Annotated in this window: 17 protein-coding genes; 15 read left to right on the top strand and 2 right to left on the bottom strand. The window is 75.8% G+C overall.

Annotated features, from left to right (window positions below; all coding sequences use genetic code 11):
* Positions 1-11: 11 nt before the first annotated feature.
* The 15 genes from BM165_RS20600 to nusB all read left to right on the top strand — a co-directional run bounded on the left by BM165_RS20600 (position 12) and on the right by nusB (position 14,253).
* The gene (locus BM165_RS20600) at positions 12-1,343 is read left to right on the top strand and encodes a replication-associated recombination protein A (RefSeq protein ID WP_075015406.1); all 1,332 of its coding nucleotides are present in this window, start codon (positions 12-14) and stop codon (positions 1,341-1,343) included.
* Between the two features lie 79 nt (positions 1,344-1,422).
* Entirely contained in the window at positions 1,423-1,848 is a 426-nt protein-coding gene (locus BM165_RS20595) for a DUF948 domain-containing protein (RefSeq protein ID WP_075015405.1), read from the top strand.
* Entirely contained in the window at positions 1,848-2,147 is a 300-nt protein-coding gene (locus BM165_RS20590) for a hypothetical protein (protein ID WP_075015404.1), read from the top strand. The genes BM165_RS20595 and BM165_RS20590 overlap by 1 nt, the downstream gene beginning before the upstream one ends.
* Before the next feature lie 50 nt (positions 2,148-2,197).
* Complete coding sequence (gene alaS, locus BM165_RS20585; RefSeq protein WP_075015403.1) at positions 2,198-4,900, top strand: alanine--tRNA ligase; 2,703 nt, start codon at positions 2,198-2,200, stop codon at positions 4,898-4,900.
* Positions 4,901-4,905: 5 nt separating this feature from the next.
* Positions 4,906-5,565 (top strand): Holliday junction resolvase RuvX, encoded by a 660-nt coding sequence (ruvX, locus tag BM165_RS20580; protein WP_244274369.1) that lies wholly within the window; start codon positions 4,906-4,908, stop codon positions 5,563-5,565.
* Entirely contained in the window at positions 5,562-7,286 is a 1,725-nt protein-coding gene (mltG, locus tag BM165_RS24975; RefSeq protein WP_075015402.1) for an endolytic transglycosylase MltG, read from the top strand. Before ruvX ends, mltG begins: the two co-directional genes overlap by 4 nt.
* Positions 7,279-8,106: a shikimate dehydrogenase gene (locus BM165_RS20570; RefSeq protein WP_244274368.1), complete on the top strand. Its 828-nt coding sequence runs from the start codon at positions 7,279-7,281 to the stop codon at positions 8,104-8,106. The genes mltG and BM165_RS20570 overlap by 8 nt, the downstream gene beginning before the upstream one ends.
* 5 nt (positions 8,107-8,111) lie before the next feature.
* Positions 8,112-8,777 carry a prepilin peptidase gene (locus BM165_RS20565; RefSeq protein WP_083427556.1) on the top strand — a complete coding sequence of 222 codons (666 nt, stop codon included), beginning with the start codon at positions 8,112-8,114 and terminating at the stop codon, positions 8,775-8,777.
* Positions 8,778-8,930: 153 nt separating this feature from the next.
* Entirely contained in the window at positions 8,931-10,109 is a 1,179-nt protein-coding gene (gene aroC / locus BM165_RS20560) for a chorismate synthase (protein ID WP_075015401.1), read from the top strand.
* Positions 10,106-10,639: a shikimate kinase gene (locus tag BM165_RS20555; protein ID WP_075015400.1), complete on the top strand. Its 534-nt coding sequence runs from the start codon at positions 10,106-10,108 to the stop codon at positions 10,637-10,639. The genes aroC and BM165_RS20555 overlap by 4 nt, the downstream gene beginning before the upstream one ends.
* The gene (gene aroB / locus BM165_RS20550; RefSeq protein ID WP_075015399.1) at positions 10,636-11,691 is read left to right on the top strand and encodes a 3-dehydroquinate synthase; all 1,056 of its coding nucleotides are present in this window, start codon (positions 10,636-10,638) and stop codon (positions 11,689-11,691) included. The genes BM165_RS20555 and aroB overlap by 4 nt, the downstream gene beginning before the upstream one ends.
* Complete coding sequence (aroQ, locus tag BM165_RS20545) at positions 11,688-12,122, top strand: type II 3-dehydroquinate dehydratase (protein ID WP_075015398.1); 435 nt, start codon at positions 11,688-11,690, stop codon at positions 12,120-12,122. The genes aroB and aroQ overlap by 4 nt, the downstream gene beginning before the upstream one ends.
* Positions 12,119-13,240: a M24 family metallopeptidase gene (locus BM165_RS20540; RefSeq protein ID WP_075015397.1), complete on the top strand. Its 1,122-nt coding sequence runs from the start codon at positions 12,119-12,121 to the stop codon at positions 13,238-13,240. Before aroQ ends, BM165_RS20540 begins: the two co-directional genes overlap by 4 nt.
* Positions 13,241-13,801, top strand: a complete 561-nt coding sequence (gene efp, locus BM165_RS20535) for an elongation factor P (RefSeq protein ID WP_075015396.1) — start codon at positions 13,241-13,243, stop codon at positions 13,799-13,801.
* 38 nt (positions 13,802-13,839) lie between these two features.
* Positions 13,840-14,253: a transcription antitermination factor NusB gene (gene nusB, locus BM165_RS20530; protein ID WP_075015395.1), complete on the top strand. Its 414-nt coding sequence runs from the start codon at positions 13,840-13,842 to the stop codon at positions 14,251-14,253.
* 13 nt (positions 14,254-14,266) lie between these two features.
* On the opposite strand, the gene BM165_RS24970 is transcribed toward nusB, so the two are convergent.
* Both BM165_RS24970 and bldD read right to left on the bottom strand, forming a co-directional pair.
* A complete protein-coding gene (locus tag BM165_RS24970) occupies positions 14,267-14,416 on the bottom strand; it encodes a hypothetical protein (protein WP_177225265.1) in 150 nt (49 codons plus the stop codon).
* Positions 14,417-14,656: 240 nt separating this feature from the next.
* Positions 14,657-15,199, bottom strand: a complete 543-nt coding sequence (gene bldD / locus BM165_RS20525) for a transcriptional regulator BldD (protein ID WP_075015394.1) — start codon at positions 15,197-15,199, stop codon at positions 14,657-14,659.
* Positions 15,200-15,399: the final 200 nt, after the last annotated feature.

The following is a 15,399-nucleotide window of genomic DNA, read 5'->3' as shown; positions in this document are numbered from 1 at the left end:
CGTCGGTACCCGTGACTTCGCTGTTCGACGAGCCGGCGGAGGACGGCGGCACCGTCGACCCGGGCGCCCCGCTGGCGGTGCGGATGCGCCCGCGCTCGCTCGACGAGGTCGTGGGCCAGCAGCACCTGCTCGGCCCGCGGGCGCCGCTGCGCCGCCTGGTCGAGGCCGATGAGCCGATGTCGCTGGTGCTCTACGGCCCGCCCGGCACCGGCAAGACCACGCTGGCGCACGTCATCTCGCTGGCCACCAAGCGGCAGTTCGTGCAGCTGTCGGCCCTCGACGCCGGGGTGAAGGAGGTCCGCGCGGTCATCGCCGGCGCCAAGCGGGAGCTCACCTACGGCGGCCGGCGCACGGTGCTGTTCATCGACGAGGTGCACCGGTTCTCCAAGACCCAGCAGGACAGCCTGCTGTCGGCCGTGGAGGACCGGATCGTCAGCCTCGTCGCGGCCACCACCGAGAACCCGTTCTTCTCCGTCGTCAGCCCGCTGCTCTCGCGCAGCCTCGTGCTGGCGCTGCAGCCGCTGTCCGACGACGACGTGCGCTCGCTGCTGCGCCGGGCGCTCACCAGCGACCGCGGCCTCGACGGCGCCGTCACCCTCGGCCCCGACGCCGAGGAGCACCTCGTCCGCATCGCCGGGGGCGACGGGCGCAAGGCGCTGACCGCACTGGAGTCCGGCGCCGGGGCCGCGGTCGCCGCGGGCGCCGCCGAGATCGACCTCGCCACGCTCGAGACCGCCGTCGCCCAGGCCGCCGTGCGCTACGACCGGCAGGGCGACATGCACTACGACGTCGCCAGCGCGCTGATCAAGTCCATCCGCGGCAGCGACGTCGACGCCGCCCTGCACTACCTGGCGCGGATGGTCGTCGCGGGGGAGGACCCCCGGTTCATCGCCCGCCGCCTGGTCATCGCCGCCAGCGAGGACGTCGGCATGGCCGACCCGACGGCACTGCAGACGGCGGTCGCCGCGGCGGAGGCGGTCGCGTTCATCGGCATGCCCGAGGGCCACTTCCCGCTCGCCCACGCCGTCGTCCACCTGGCCACCGCGCCGAAGTCGAACGCGGTCACCGTGGCGATCGGCGAGTCGGTGGCCGACGTGCGCGCCGGGCTGGGCGGGCCGGTGCCGCCGGGACTGCGCGACGCCCACTACGGCGGGGCGAAGAAGCTCGGTCACGGCAGGACCTACGTCTACCCGCACGACGCGCCCGAGGGGATCGTGCCGCAGCAGTACCCGCCCGACGCGCTGGTCGGGCGCGACTACTACCGCCCCACCAGCCGCGGCGCCGAGGCCGGCATCGGGGCCCGGCTGGCCAAGCTCCGCGCGATCCTCCGCCGCCCCCGGTGACCGCGGAGGGCCGCGACTACTGTTGCCACGCCGGTCGCCTCCCCCGCCCGGCTGCCAGACGGAGAAGAGGAGACGCCGCGTGTCCGCAGGAGAGTGGGCCGGACTGATCGCCGCCCTGGCGCTGGTGCTGCTGGTGGTGCTGCTCGCCGTCCCGCTGCTCAAGCTGGGCCGCACGCTGGACGAGACGACGCTGACGATCCGCCAGGTGCGCGAGCAGAGCCAGCCGATCCTCGGCCAGGCGCAGACGACGATCGCCCAGGTCAACAGCAACCTCGAGCGGGTCGACGACATCACCGGCAACGCCGCCAACGTGTCGAGCAACGTCGCGGCCCTGACCAGCGTCGTCGCGGCCACGGTCGGCAGCCCGCTGATCAAGGTCGCCGCGTTCAGCTACGGCGTGCGCAGCGCCACGAGGAAGCGCCGGGAGGGCCAGGCCCTCGCCGAGGCCGCCGCCCGTGACAAGGCCGACCGCCGCGCCCGGCGTGCCGCCCGGCGGGCCGCCTGATGCGCCGGCTGTTCTGGCTGGCCATGGGCATCACGATCGGTGCCCTCGTCGTCCGCAAGCTGTCCCGCGCGGCCGAGAAGATGACGCCCGCCGGCATCGGCGCCTCCATCGCCGAGGGGCTGCGCGACCTCGCCGACGCCATCGGTGACTTCGGCGCCGACGTGCGCGCCGCGGCCGCCGCCCGCGAGGAGGAGCTGCGCGCCGGCACCGGCCTCGACGCCCCGCTGCCCGAGCGCGACTCCACCCCGCTGCAGCTCCCCGGCGGCCGCCGGGGCGGCGCCCACGCGGCCGACCGCTGAGCCGCACCCACCCCCGCGGGAGACGACCCGCCCTGAGGACCGAGTAGGCCATGCAGACCGCCGAGATCCGCCGCCGCTTCCTGCAGCACTTCGAGCAGCGCGGCCACACCGTCGTCCCCAGCGCCTCGCTGGTGTCGCCCGACCCGTCCCTGCTGTTCACCGTCGCCGGGATGGTCCCCTTCATCCCGTACCTGACCGGCCGCGAGCCCGCGCCGTTCCCGCGGGCCACCAGCGTGCAGAAGTGCGTGCGCACCCTCGACATCGAGGAGGTGGGCAAGACCACCCGCCACGGCACGTTCTTCCAGATGAACGGCAACTTCTCCTTCGGCGACTACTTCAAGGAGGGGGCGATCCGGCACGCCTGGGAGCTGGTCACCGGGCGGCTGGAGGACGGCGGGCTGGGCTTCGACCCCGACCGCATCTGGGCGACGGTCTACCTCGACGACGACGAGGCCGCCGAGGCGTGGCACCGCGTCGCCGGGCTGCCCAGGGAGCGCATCCAGCGGCTGGGCAAGAAGGACAACTACTGGCACACCGGTGCCGAGGGGCCCGGCGGTCCCTGCTCGGAGATCTTCTTCGACCGCGGCCCGGAGTACGGCCCCGACGGCGGCCCGTTGGTCGACAGCGCCGGGGACCGGTTCCTCGAGATCTGGAACCTCGTCTTCATGCAGTACGAGCTCGCCGACGTCCGGGGCAAGGAGGACTTCCGGATCGTCGCCGAGCTGCCGAACAAGAACATCGACACCGGCATGGGCATGGAGCGGGTGGCCTTCCTGCTCCAGGGCGTCGACAACCTCTACGAGATCGACGAGGTGGCGCCGGTGCTGCGCCGCGCCGCCGAGCTCGCCGGCGTCCGCTACGGCGCCGACCACGACGCCGACGTCCGGCTGCGCGTCGTCGCCGACCACGTCCGCAGCGGCCTGATGCTCATCGGCGACGGCATCACGCCCGGCAACGAGGGCCGCGGCTACATCCTGCGCCGGCTGCTGCGCCGCGCCGTCCGCTCCATGCGGCTGCTCGGCGTCGACGCCGCCACGCTGCCCGAGCTGCTGCCGGTCTCCCGCGACGCGATGGGCGTCAGCTACCCCGAGCTCGTGGCCGACTTCGACCGGATCAGCGCCGTCGCCTACGCCGAGGAGGAGGCGTTCCGGCGCACCCTCACCTCCGGCACCGCGCTGTTCGACACCGCCGTGGCGCAGGCCAAGGCCGCCGGCACGCCGTCGCTGTCGGGGGAGCAGGCGTTCTCGCTGCACGACACGTACGGGTTCCCGATCGACGTCACCCTCGAGATGGCCGCCGAGCAGGGCGTCACCGTCGACGAGGCCGGGTTCCGCGCGCTCATGCAGCAGCAGCGCGACCGCGCCCGCGCCGACGCCCGCGCCAAGCGCACCGGCTCGGTCGACGTCAGCGCCTACACCCGCCTGCTGGCCGAGCACGGCCCCACCGACTGGCGCGCCTACGACACCCTGCGCACCGACTCCCGCGTGCTCGGCCTCGTCACCGATCTCGCCGTCACCGAGCTCGCGGGCGACGACGGCGGCGCGGCCGAGGCCGGGGAGGGCGAGGTCGTGCGCGTCGTGCTCGACCGCACGCCCTTCTACGCCGAGTCCGGTGGCCAGGTCGCCGACGCCGGCGAGCTGCACTGGGACGGCGGCCGCGCCGAGGTGCTCGACGTGCAGCGCCCGGTCAAGGGCCTCGTCGTCCACCAGGTCCGCGTGCTCGAGGGCGCGCTCGCCCGGGGGGCCGAGCTGACCGCCGAGGTCGACCGGGAGTGGCGGCTGTCGGCCTGCCAGGCGCACTCGGGCACCCACGTGGTGCACGCCGCGCTGCGCCAGGTGCTCGGCCCGCAGGCGCTGCAGTCGGGCTCCTACAACCGCCCCGGCTACCTGCGGCTGGACTTCGCCTGGCAGGGCGCGCTGAGCGCGCAGCAGCGGCACGACATCGAGGACGTCGCCAACGCCGCCGTCCGCGCCGACCTGCGGGTGCGCGCCGACCACATGACCCTGCCCGAGGCCCAGGCCGCCGGTGCGCTGGCGCTGTTCGGCGAGACCTACGGCGAGCTGGTCCGCGTGGTCGAGATCGGGGGGCCCTGGTCGCGCGAGCTCTGCGGTGGCACGCACGTGTCCGGCAGCGCGCAGATCGGCACGCTGGCGCTGACCGGGGAGTCCTCGGTCGGGTCCGGGGCCCGCCGCGTCGAGGCCGTCGTCGGCATCGAGGGCTTCCGCTACCTCGCCCGCGAGCGCGACCTGGTCCGGCAGCTCGGCGAGCTGCTCAAGTCGCCCTCCGACGGGCTGGTCGACCGGGTCGGCGGCGTCCTGGCGCGGCTGCGCGACGCCGAGCGCGAGATCGCCGAGCTGCGCGCCTCGCAGACGAAGGCCGCCGCCGGGCAGTACGCCGCGGACGCCCGGGACGTCGACGGCACCGCCGTCGTCACCGCCGCGCCCGCCGGCCTGACCGGCGGGGACCTGCGCACGCTCGCCCTCGACGTCCGCGGGCGGCTCGGTGAGCGTCCGGGTGTCGTCTTGCTGGCCTCCGAGGCCGGGGGCAAGGTTGCTCTCGTCGCCGCGCTGACCCCCGCTGCCCAGGCGCGCGGTCTCTCGGCCGGGGACCTCGTGAAGGCGATGGCCCCGGCGGTGGGTGGCCGAGGTGGCGGCAAGGCTGACGTCGCCCAGGGCGGCGGCACGGACCCGGGCGGCATCCCCGCCGCCCTCCAGGCCGGTGAACAGGCGGTCGCGACCGCCGCAGGGAGGTGACCGGAGTGCCCGAGCAGCGCCCCGACGAGACCGGCGACGTCAACGAGCGGCGGGTCCAGGGCCGTCCGGCGGTCCCGCCGGCCCGCCCCCGGCAGAACCCGCCGCCGCCGCCGGTGCACCACCGCACCGAGCAGATCGACCTGCGCGCCGGCTTCCCGCCGGTCCGCAACGAGACCACCGAGATCGACCTGTCCCAGGGGCTGCCCGCCGGGCTGCCGCTGCCGCCGCGCCGCACCCGCCAGGGCCGCCGGCTCGGCCTCGACGTCGGCACGGTGCGGATCGGCGTCGCCCTGTCCGACCCCACCGGCACCCTGGCCAGCCCGCTGGAGACCGTCGAGCGCCGCCGCGACGGGGGCGACCTCGACCGGATCGCCGACCTCGTCGTGGAACACGAGGTGACCGAGGTGATCGTGGGGGAGCCGAGGCACCTGTCGGGTGCGTCGGGCGCCTCCGCCCGGGAAGCGCGTGCCTACTCTCGGTCACTCGCCGGGCGCATCGGCAGCGTGCCCGTGCACCTCGTCGACGAGAGGCTCTCCACCGTGACCGCAGCCAGTTCCCTGCGCGCGAACGGGCTCGACAGCCGCGCCCAGCGCCCTGTGATCGACCAGGCCGCGGCCGTGGTCATCCTCCAGGCGTACCTGGACTCGCAGCGGGGGCGCTCGTGAGTGGTCCGGTCCCGCCGTACGAGCGGGGCCGGTACGCGCCGTCCGACGTCCTGTCGCGCGGCGGGAGCCCGGCGGGCGCCTGGTACGGCCACCCCGCCGACGCGCCGCCGACGACGCGGTTGCCGGTCGGGCCGGTGCCCACGGGGTCCGGCGGCGTGCACCCGTCGGGTCCGCTCCCGGTCCCGCCCGTCCTCAGCGGCCGGCACTCCGCCCCCGGTGACGACGACCGCACCGGCCCGCTGCCGGGCGGCGACCAACCGGGCCCGCCCGCGCCCGGCCTGCCGCCCCGCCCGGCCGGCGCCTGGTCCCGCCTGGCCAAGCGGTCGGACGCCGGGCCCGACGCCACCGTCGCCGCGCCCGCGGTCGGCGGCCCGTACGACACCGCGGTGCCCGCCGAGGCGCCCACCGAGGCCCACCCCCTGCACGACCCGCACGAGGACGACGACTCCACCGGCGGCCTGGAGGTCCTGGGCGCCGGCGGCCGGGACCGGGGCCGCCGCGGCCGGCGCGCCCGCCGTGCCGCCGCCGGGGACGCGCACCACGACGACCTCCACCACGACGACCTCCACCACGACGACGAGCACGACGACCACCACCACGACCTCCACCACGACGACGAGCACGACGACCACCCCGTGCTCGGCCGGGGTGGACGCTCCCGCCCGGCGAAGCGCCGTCGCAGCCCGCTGGCCAACGTGCTGGCCCTCCTGGTGCTGGCCGGCGTGGTCGCCGGCGTCGTCTTCGGCGGCCGCGCGCTGATCGGCCTGCTGAACCCCGAGGCCGAGGACTTCACCGGCACCGGCACCGGCGCCGTCGACGTCCGCATCGACGACGGCGACACCCTCAGCGACATCGCCCGGACCCTGGTCGACGAGGGCGTCATCGCCTCCAGCGCGCCGTTCGTCGAGGCCGCCGAGGCCGACCCCGCGTCGATGGGCATCCAGCCCGGCGTCTACAGCCTGCGTGCGCAGATGAGCGGGTCGGCCGCCCTCGACCTGCTGCTCGACCCCGCCGCCCGGCAGGTGTCGCGGGTGACCGTCCCCGAGGGCTTCACCGTCGCCGCCACCCTGCAGCGCATCGCCGAGAGCACCGGCCTGCCGATCGAGGACCTGCAGGCCGCCGCCGCCGACCCCGCTGCGCTGGGCCTGCCCGCCTACGCCAACGGGCAGCTCGAGGGCTTCCTGTTCCCGGCCACCTACGAGGTCGAGCCCGACACCACCGCCGCCGACGTGCTGCGGGCGATGGTCACGCGCTTCACCGACACCGCCACCGAGCTGCAGCTCGAGCAGCGGGCCGCCGCCGCCGGCCGCTCGCCCTACGACATCGTCGTCGTGGCCTCGATGATCCAGTCGGAGACGCTGCTCGACGAGGAGCGGCCGAACGTCGCGCAGGTGGTCTACAACCGGCTGAACCAGGGGATCGCGCTCGGCATCGACGCCACGCTGGCCTACGGCCTGCAGAAGAACGGCAACGACCTCACCGTCACCGACCTGCAGACCGACGGCCCCTACAACACCCGGACCCGTCCGGGGCTCCCGCCGACGCCGATCAGCGCCCCGGGTGAGGCCAGCCTGGAGGCGGCGCTCGCGCCGACCACCGGCGACCTCCTGTACTACGTCCTGGAGTCCCAGGAGGGCCGGCACTACTTCACGGCCAGCTACGACGACTTCCTGGCGGCCCGCCAGCGCTGCGCCGACGCCGGCCTCGGGTGCGGTGGCTGACCGGCCGGTGCCCGGAGCAGGTCCCGCCGGCCGGGCGGCCGTCATCGGCCGCCCGGTCGCGCACTCGCTGTCCCCGCTGCTGCACCGCGCGGCGTACGCCGTCCTGGGCCTGACCGGCTGGACCTACGACGCACTCGACCTCGGCCCCGAGGACCTGCCGGTGCTGCTGGCCGGCCTCGGCCCGGAGTGGCGCGGGTTCTCGGTGACCATGCCGTGCAAGCAGGCGGCCGTCGCGGCAGCCGACACCGTCGAGCCGCTGCCGCGGCTGCTCGGCGCGGCCAACACCCTCGTGCACACCGACGCCGGCTGGCGGGCGGAGAACACCGACGTCCACGGGGTCGGCATGGCCCTGCAGACCGGTGGCGTCGAGCGGGTGGCGCACGCCGCGCTGATCGGTGCGGGCGGGACGGCGGCCGCCGCCGCCGTGGCGCTGGCCGAGCTCGGTGCCGAGTCCGTCGACGTGCTCGTGCGCGACCCCTCACGCGCCGCCGACGTCGTCCGGGTGCTGGGCGTGCTCGGTGTGGAGGCCGACGTCCGGCGGGTCGGCCCGGGACCGGTCGAGGCGCCCGTCGTGGTCAGCACGGTGCCCATCGGCGCGCACGCCGACCTCGCCGGACTGCGGTGGCGGGCGGGCCAGACCCTGCTCGACGTGCTGTACGCGCCGTGGCCCACCCCCGTCGCCGCGCGGGCCGCGGCCGCCGGGGCCACCGTGATCAGCGGTCTCGAGGTGCTGTTCTGGCAGGCCACCGTCCAGGTCGAGCTGATGACCGGGCAGCCCGCGCCGATCGGTGCCATGCGCGCCGCCCTGGACGCCCGCTGACCCGGGTGGACGACGTCCTGCCGCGCGGGCTGCTGCTCGCGGCCGCCCTGCTCGCCGCCGCCGCCACCGGGCCGCTGCTCGCCCGCACCGCCGTCCGGCTGGCCGCCCGCGACGCCGTCGCCCGGCCCGGCGCCGCCCGTGCGCTGGCGTCGGCCGCCGCCCTGGCCGTCCTGCTGTGCGGCGCCGTGCTGCTCACCGGCGCCCGCCCGGCCACGCTGGCCTACGCCTGGACCGCCGGCGCCGCCGTCGTCCTCGCGCAGGTCGACCTGGCCGTGCACCGGCTGCCCGACCGGGTCACCTACCCGGCCGCGGCGGTGGTCGCGGCCGCCCTGGCCGCCGACGCCGCGCTGCTCGGCACCTGGCCGGACCTGCTGCGCGCGCTGCTGGCCGCGGCCGCCGCCGGGGGAGTGTCGCTGCTCGGGGCACTGGCCGGGCCGTCCGGTCTCGGCCTCGGCGACGTCAAGCTGCTCGCGCTGCTCGGCCTGGTGCTCGGCTGGGCCGGGTGGGGGGTGCTGCTGGCCGGGGTGTTCCTCGGCCTGCTCGCCGGCGCCGCCGTGTCGCTGCTGCTGGTGGCCACCGGGCGGGCCGGCTGGCGCACCGCGCTGCCGTTCGGCCCGCCGCTGCTGCTCGGCGCCGTCCTCGCCCTCCTGGTGGAGGCACCGCTGGCCTGAGGGGAGTTCCGCGATGATCAGGTGACCTGATCGTCGGGCGTCCTCCCGCACGCTCCACCGCGAGGGAGGACGCCGCACGACCAGGGACCCTGATCGCGGCGCTCGCCGCGGGGACGGACGAGGCGCCCCGCGCACGGCTGGCACACTGACGGCATGTTGCGCTGGCTGACCGCCGGTGAGTCGCACGGCCAGCAGCTCACCGCCATCCTCGAGGGCCTGCCCGCCGGCGTGCGGGTGCAGACCGCCGACCTCGACGTCGACCTCGCCCGCCGCCGGCTCGGCCACGGCCGCGGCGCGCGGATGTCCTTCGAGCAGGACGAGGTCACGCTGACCGGCGGGGTCCGGCACGGGCTGACCCAGGGCGGCCCGATCGCCGTCCAGGTCGGCAACACCGAGTGGCCCAAGTGGCAGACGGTGATGTCCGCCGACCCGGTCGACGCCGAGGTCCTCGCCGGCCAGGCGCGCAACGCCCCGCTCACCCGCCCGCGCCCCGGCCACGCCGACCTCGCCGGCATGCAGAAGTACGGCTTCGACGACGCCCGCCCGGTGCTCGAGCGGGCCAGCGCCCGCGAGACCGCCGCCCGCGTCGCCCTGGGTGCCGTGGCCCGCGCGTTCCTGCGGCAGGCGCTCGGCGTCGAGGTGGTCAGCCACGTCGTCGCCATCGGGCCGGTCACCGTGCCCGACGGCGTGCTGCCCGGCCCACAGGACAGCCCGCGCATCGACGACGACCCGGTCCGCTGTGCCGACCCGGCCACCAGCGCGGTGATGGTGGCCGAGGTCGACGACGCCCGGAAGAACGGCGACACCCTCGGCGGCGTCGTCGAGGTCGTCGTCCACGGCCTGCCGCCGGGCCTGGGCAGCCACGTGCACTGGGACCGCCGGCTCGACTCCCGCCTGGCCGCCGCGCTCATGGGCGTGCAGTCGGTCAAGGCCGTCGAGGTCGGTGACGGGCTGGAGACCGCCCGCCGCCGCGGCTCGGTCGCCCACGACGAGATCGTGACGGAGGAGGGCCGGCTGCGGCGGGTCACCGACCGGGCGGGGGGCATCGAGGGCGGCATGACCAACGGCGAGGTCCTGCGGGTGCGCGCGGCGATGAAGCCCATCAGCACCGTGCCGCGGGCCCTGGCCACCGTCGACGTCGCCACCGGCGACGCCGCGATCGCGATCAACCAGCGCAGCGACGCCTGCGCGGTGCCCCGCGGCAGCGTCGTCATGGAGGCGATGGTCGCGCTGACCCTGGCCGACGCCGCGCTGGAGAAGTTCGGCGGCGACTCCCTCGCCGAGACCCGCCGCAACGCGCAGGCCTACCTCGACGCCCTCCCGTTCCGGTGAGCGGGCCGCTCCTGGTCCTGGTCGGCCCGCCGGCCGCGGGTAAGACGACCGTCGGCACGGCCGTGGCCCGCGCGGTCGGCGCCGGCTTCCGGGACACCGACGCCGACGTCGAGGCCGAGACCGGCACGAGCGTCGCCGACCTGTTCGTGACGCACGGCGAGGAGCACTTCCGCGCGCTGGAGGAGGCCGCCGTCGCGCGGGCGCTGTCCGGCCACGACGGCGTCCTCGCGCTCGGCGGCGGCGCGGTGCTCAGCCCGGCCAGCCGCGCGCTGCTCGTCGCGTACGGCCGCGCCGGCGGCACCGTCGTCCACCTCGACGTCGACCTGCCCTCGGCGGCCAAGCGCGCCGGGCTCTCCCGCGACCGCCCGCTCCTGGCGGTCAACCCCCGGGCGATGCTGCGCACCCTCCTCGAGCAGCGCGCCCCGCTCTACGCCGAGGTGGCCACCGTGGTCGTGCCGACCGGCGGCCGCCCGCCCGCCGACGTCGTCGCCGACGTCCTCGCCGCACTGCCCGCCGGGGCCGGCCGATGAGGCGGGTGACCGTGGCGGGGGAGCAGCCGTACGAGGTCGTCATCGGCCCGGGCGCGCAGGCCGAGCTGGCCCTGGTGCTGGCCGGCACGCCGAAGGCCGCGGTCGTGCACGCCCCGCCGCTGGCCGCGCTGGCCGGGGCGGCCGTCGAGACGCTGCAGTCGGCCGGGGTGGCCGCCGAGGCCGTCGTCGTCCCCGACGGCGAGGCGGCCAAGACCGCCGAGGTCGCCGCTGGCGCGTGGGAGCAGTTCGGCCGGCTCGGGCTGACCCGGTCCGACGCCGTCGTGGGCGTCGGCGGGGGAGCGGTCACCGACCTCGCCGGGTTCCTCGCCGCCACCTGGGTGCGCGGGGTGCGGGTCGTGCACCTGCCCACCAGCGTGCTGGGCATGGTCGACGCCGCAGTGGGCGGCAAGACCGGCATCAACACCGGCGCGGGCAAGAACCTCGTCGGCGCGTTCCACCCGCCCGCCGGTGTGCTCGCCGACACCGGCGTCCTCGCCGGACTGCCCGAGGCGGAGTTCCGCGCCGGGATGGCCGAGGTGGTCAAGTGCGGCTTCATCGCCGACGGCACCATCCTCGACCTGCTCGCCGCCGACCCGACCGGCCGCCGCGACACCGAGGAGCTCATCGAGCGTGCGGTCGCGGTGAAGGCCGACGCGGTCGGCCAGGACCTCTTCGACACCGGCGTCCGCGAGTACCTCAACTACGGCCACACCCTCGGCCACGCCATCGAGCGGGTCGAGGACTTCGGCTGGCGGCACGGCGAGGCCGTCGCCGTCGGGCTGGTGTTCGCCGCGGAGCTCGGCGTGCAGGCGGGGCGGCTGGCCCGGGCCGAGGCCGACCGGCACCGCGAGCTCGTCGCGGCGATGGGCCTGCCCACCGCCTACCGCGGCGACTGGGCGGCACTGCGGGCGGTCATGCGGGTGGACAAGAAGGCCCGGGGGGCGACGCTGCGGTTCGTCGTCCTCGACGGGATCGGCCGGCCGGGGATCCTGACCGACCCCGAGCAGGCGTGGCTCGACGCGGCGTGGGCCGCAGTCTCGGAGGAACGGTGACGGTCCAGGTCCTCAACGGCCCCAACCTCGGCCGGCTCGGCACCCGCGAGCCGGAGGTCTACGGCACGACCACGTACGCCCAGCTCGTCGAGCTGCTCGAGGACGCCGGCCGCGAGCTCGCCATGGAGGTCCGGGTCCGGCAGACCGACGACGAGGCCGAGATGCTCCGCTGGATCCACGAGGCCACCGACGCCGGGGACCCCGTGGTGCTCAACCCGGCGGCGTGGTCGCACACCTCGATCGCGCTGCACGACGCCCTCGCCGCCCTGGACGCGCCGCTCGTCGAGGTGCACATCAGCAACATCCACAAGCGCGAGGCGTTCCGGCACCACTCCCACGTGTCGGCGGTGGCCGACGGCGTCATCGCCGGCCTCGGCATCGAGGGCTACGTGCTGGCCCTGCAGTGGCTCTCCCTGCGCGGTGCCCGGTGAGCGCGCGGGAGGCGCCGCAGCGGGAGGCACAGCGCCGTGAGCGGCTGCGGGCGACGGCGGCCGAGCGCGGGCTGGACGCCGTCCTGGTGACGAACCTGCTCAACGTCCGCTACCTGACCGGGTTCACCGGCTCCAACGGGGCGCTGCTGCTGCGCGCCGACGGGACCGACGTGTTCGGCACCGACGGCCGCTACACCACCCAGGCCGGCACCCAGGTGCCCGACCTCGAGCTGCTGGTCGACCGCGGCACCGTGCCCGCGCTGGCCCAGGAGGCGGTGCGGCGGGGTGCCGGGCGGATCGGCTACGAGAGCCACGAGGTCACCGTCGACGGCCACGGGGTGCTGCAGCGGGTGCTCACCGACGCCGCCGCCGGGGGCACCGTGCCGGAGCTGGTGTCGGTGCGGCGGGCCGTGGAGGCGCTGCGCGCGGTCAAGGACGACGACGAGGTCGACGCCCTGCGGCGGGCCTGCGCCGTCGCCGACCGGGCGCTGGCCGAGCTGGCCGCCGAGGGCGCGCTGCGGCCCGGGCGCACCGAGCTCGAGGTCGGCCGCGACCTCGACGCGCGGATGCTGGTGCTCGGCGCCGAGGCGCCGTCGTTCGAGACGATCGTGGCCACCGGCGCCAACTCCGCGATCCCGCACCACCGGCCCGACCGCACGGTGCTGGCCGGCGGCGACCTCCTCAAGCTCGACTTCGGCGCGACCGTCGACGGCTACCACTCCGACATGACCCGCACGCTGGTGCTCGGGCACGCCGCCGACTGGCAGCGCGAGATCTACGCGCTCGTCGCGGAGGCGCAGGCGGCCGGGCGGGCGGCGCTGGCCGTCGGGGCCGACGTCGTCGCCGTCGACACCGCCGCCCGCGACGTCATCGCCGCGGCCGGCCACGCCGAGCACTTCACCCACGGGCTGGGCCACGGGGTGGGACTGGAGATCCACGAGGCGCCGGGCATCGGCCCGCAGGGCGCGGGTAGTCTGGCCGCCGGCATGGCCGTCACCGTGGAGCCCGGGGTGTACCTCCCCGGCCAGGGCGGAGTCCGGATCGAGGACGCGCTCGTCGTCACGGCGGACGCGCCCGAGTTGTTGACCCTCACGAGCAAGGAACTGCTGGTCCTCTAGATGGCTACCACCAACGACCTCAAGAACGGCATGGTCCTCAACCTCGACGGCCAGCTGTGGTCCGTCACCGAGTTCCAGCACGTCAAGCCCGGCAAGGGCGGCGCGTTCGTGCGGACGACGCTGAAGAACGTGCTCTCGGGCAAGGTCGTCGACAAGACCTTCAACGCCGGCACCAAGGTCGAGACCGCCACGGTCGACAAGCGGAACATGACGTACCTGTACAAGGACGGCACCGACTTCGTCTTCATGGACGGCGACACCTTCGACCAGATCCCGGTGCCGGCCGAGACCGTCGGTGACGGCGCGAACTACCTGCTCGAGAACACCGAGGCCGTCGTCGCCGTGCACGAGGGCGTCCCGCTCTACGTCGAGCTGCCGGTGACCTTGGAGCTCGTGGTCGAGCACACCGACCCGGGCCTGCAGGGCGACCGCTCCACCGGCGGCACCAAGCCGGCCACCCTGGAGACCGGGGCGCAGATCAACGTGCCGCTGTTCGTCAACACCGGCGACAAGCTCAAGGTCGACACCCGCGACGGCCGCTACCTCGGCCGCGTGAACTGACGCCCCGTCCTCCGACCGCCTGACATCGACCGCCTGACATGGCCGCCCGCACCAAGGCGCGCAAGCGCGCCGTCGACGTCCTCTACGCGGCCGACCTGCGCGGCGACGACCCCATCGAGACGCTCCGCGAGCGGGTCGCGTTGGCCAACCCGCCGGTGCCCGACCACGCCGTCCGGCTGGTGGAGGGTGTCGCCGCGCACGCCGGGCGCATCGACGAGCTGATCGAGGAGCACGCCCGCGGCTGGTCGCTGCAGCGGCTGCCCGACGTCGACCGCGCGATCCTGCGCATGGCGGTGTTCGAGCTGCTCTGGGCCGACGACGTGCCTGACGCCGTCGTCATCGACGAGGCGGTGGAGCTGGCCCGGTCGCTGTCGACCGACGACTCGCCGGCCTACGTCAACGGCGTCCTCGGCGCCATCCTCGACACCGAGGTGCCCACCTCCTCGTCGTGAGCCCGGTCGCCGCTCAGCAGCGGTGACCGGCCTCGGCGGCGGCCAGCATCGCCGCGGCCCGGGCGCCGGCGCCCAGCCGGCGCTGCCGGCGCAGCGCGGCCCGGCGGCCGGCCGCGAGCGCCGCGTCGCGGTCGGGCAGCGGGACGGACGGGACGGTGCTCATGGGGGTGCTCCTCGGGGGGCTCGGTGTCACCGTCCCCGACGCTAGGACCGCCCACCGACAGTTCCGCGTGCTCCGCCCGCCGCCCGCCCGCGGGCAGCACCGCGGTGTGCGCCCACCGGGGTCACTGGGGGCTCCGAGGCCCCGGTGAGTGCACACCCGGCTGCTGGGGCCACGACCCCGGGACGCGGCGAGGCCCGCCCCGGCGGGTGCCGGAGCGGGCCTCGGGCGCGCGGCGGGAGGTCAGCGGGGGCTGCGGCGCCGGTCGGTCCAGGCCTCGTCGTCGTCGTCGGCACCGGCGCCGAGCGACTCCATGCCGCCGGGCTTGAGCACGCCCCACTCGATGAGCCGGGTCGTGAGCTCGTCGGGGCTCATGTCGTAGATGATCGCCAGCGACTTGAGGTCCTCCGCGCGGATGGAGAGGACCTTGCCGTTGTAGTCGTGCCGCTGGGCCTGGATGGTCGAGGCGTAGCGGGCCAGCGGGCCGGCCTCGTCGGCGGGCAGCGAGCCCAGCGACTCGAGGTTCAGCACGATCTTCGTCGTCGACGTGACGGCCGACGACGGCCGCGGGTCGGGCAGCAGCTCGGACACCGGCACGCCGTAGAAGACGGCCAGCTCGGACAGGCGCTGGACGGTCACCGCCCGGTCGCCGCGCTCGTAGGAGCCGACGACGACGGCCTTCCAGCGCCCGTGGGACTTGTCCTCCACCCCCTGCAGGGAGAGGCCCTGCTGGTTGCGGATCGCCCGCAGCCGGGCACCGAGGGCCCGCGAGTAATCGGTGCTCATGCGTGTCTGCTCACTGTCCGTCGTCGTGTCCGGGGCATGGTCGTCACGCAGCGTACTGGTTCGTCGGGGACCGCAACAGCAGATCCCCCACCCGGGGAACTCATGGTCACCCGCACGGACCTGCGGGACCACCAGGCGCGACGACGGTCACCCGACCGGGTGCAGTACGGTCGGCCCCGGTCCACCCGCTCCTTTAACGA

Origin of the sequence: Geodermatophilus obscurus, assembly GCF_900115395.1 — a bacterium.
Classification (GTDB): Bacteria; Actinomycetota; Actinomycetes; order Mycobacteriales; family Geodermatophilaceae; genus Geodermatophilus; species Geodermatophilus obscurus_B.
This window is presented reverse-complemented; position numbering and strand designations above follow the sequence as displayed.

Coding starts and splice junctions, on each gene's coding strand:
- bldD (WP_075015394.1), bottom strand. CDS start 15,199: ATGAGCACCGATTACTCGCGGGCCCTCGGTGCCCGGCTGCGGGCGATC.
- efp (WP_075015396.1), top strand. CDS start 13,241: ATGGCTACCACCAACGACCTCAAGAACGGCATGGTCCTCAACCTCGAC.
- BM165_RS24970 (WP_177225265.1), bottom strand. CDS start 14,416: ATGAGCACCGTCCCGTCCGTCCCGCTGCCCGACCGCGACGCGGCGCTC.
- nusB (WP_075015395.1), top strand. CDS start 13,840: ATGGCCGCCCGCACCAAGGCGCGCAAGCGCGCCGTCGACGTCCTCTAC.
- BM165_RS20590 (WP_075015404.1), top strand. CDS start 1,848: ATGCGCCGGCTGTTCTGGCTGGCCATGGGCATCACGATCGGTGCCCTC.
- aroC (WP_075015401.1), top strand. CDS start 8,931: ATGTTGCGCTGGCTGACCGCCGGTGAGTCGCACGGCCAGCAGCTCACC.
- alaS (WP_075015403.1), top strand. CDS start 2,198: ATGCAGACCGCCGAGATCCGCCGCCGCTTCCTGCAGCACTTCGAGCAG.
- aroB (WP_075015399.1), top strand. CDS start 10,636: ATGAGGCGGGTGACCGTGGCGGGGGAGCAGCCGTACGAGGTCGTCATC.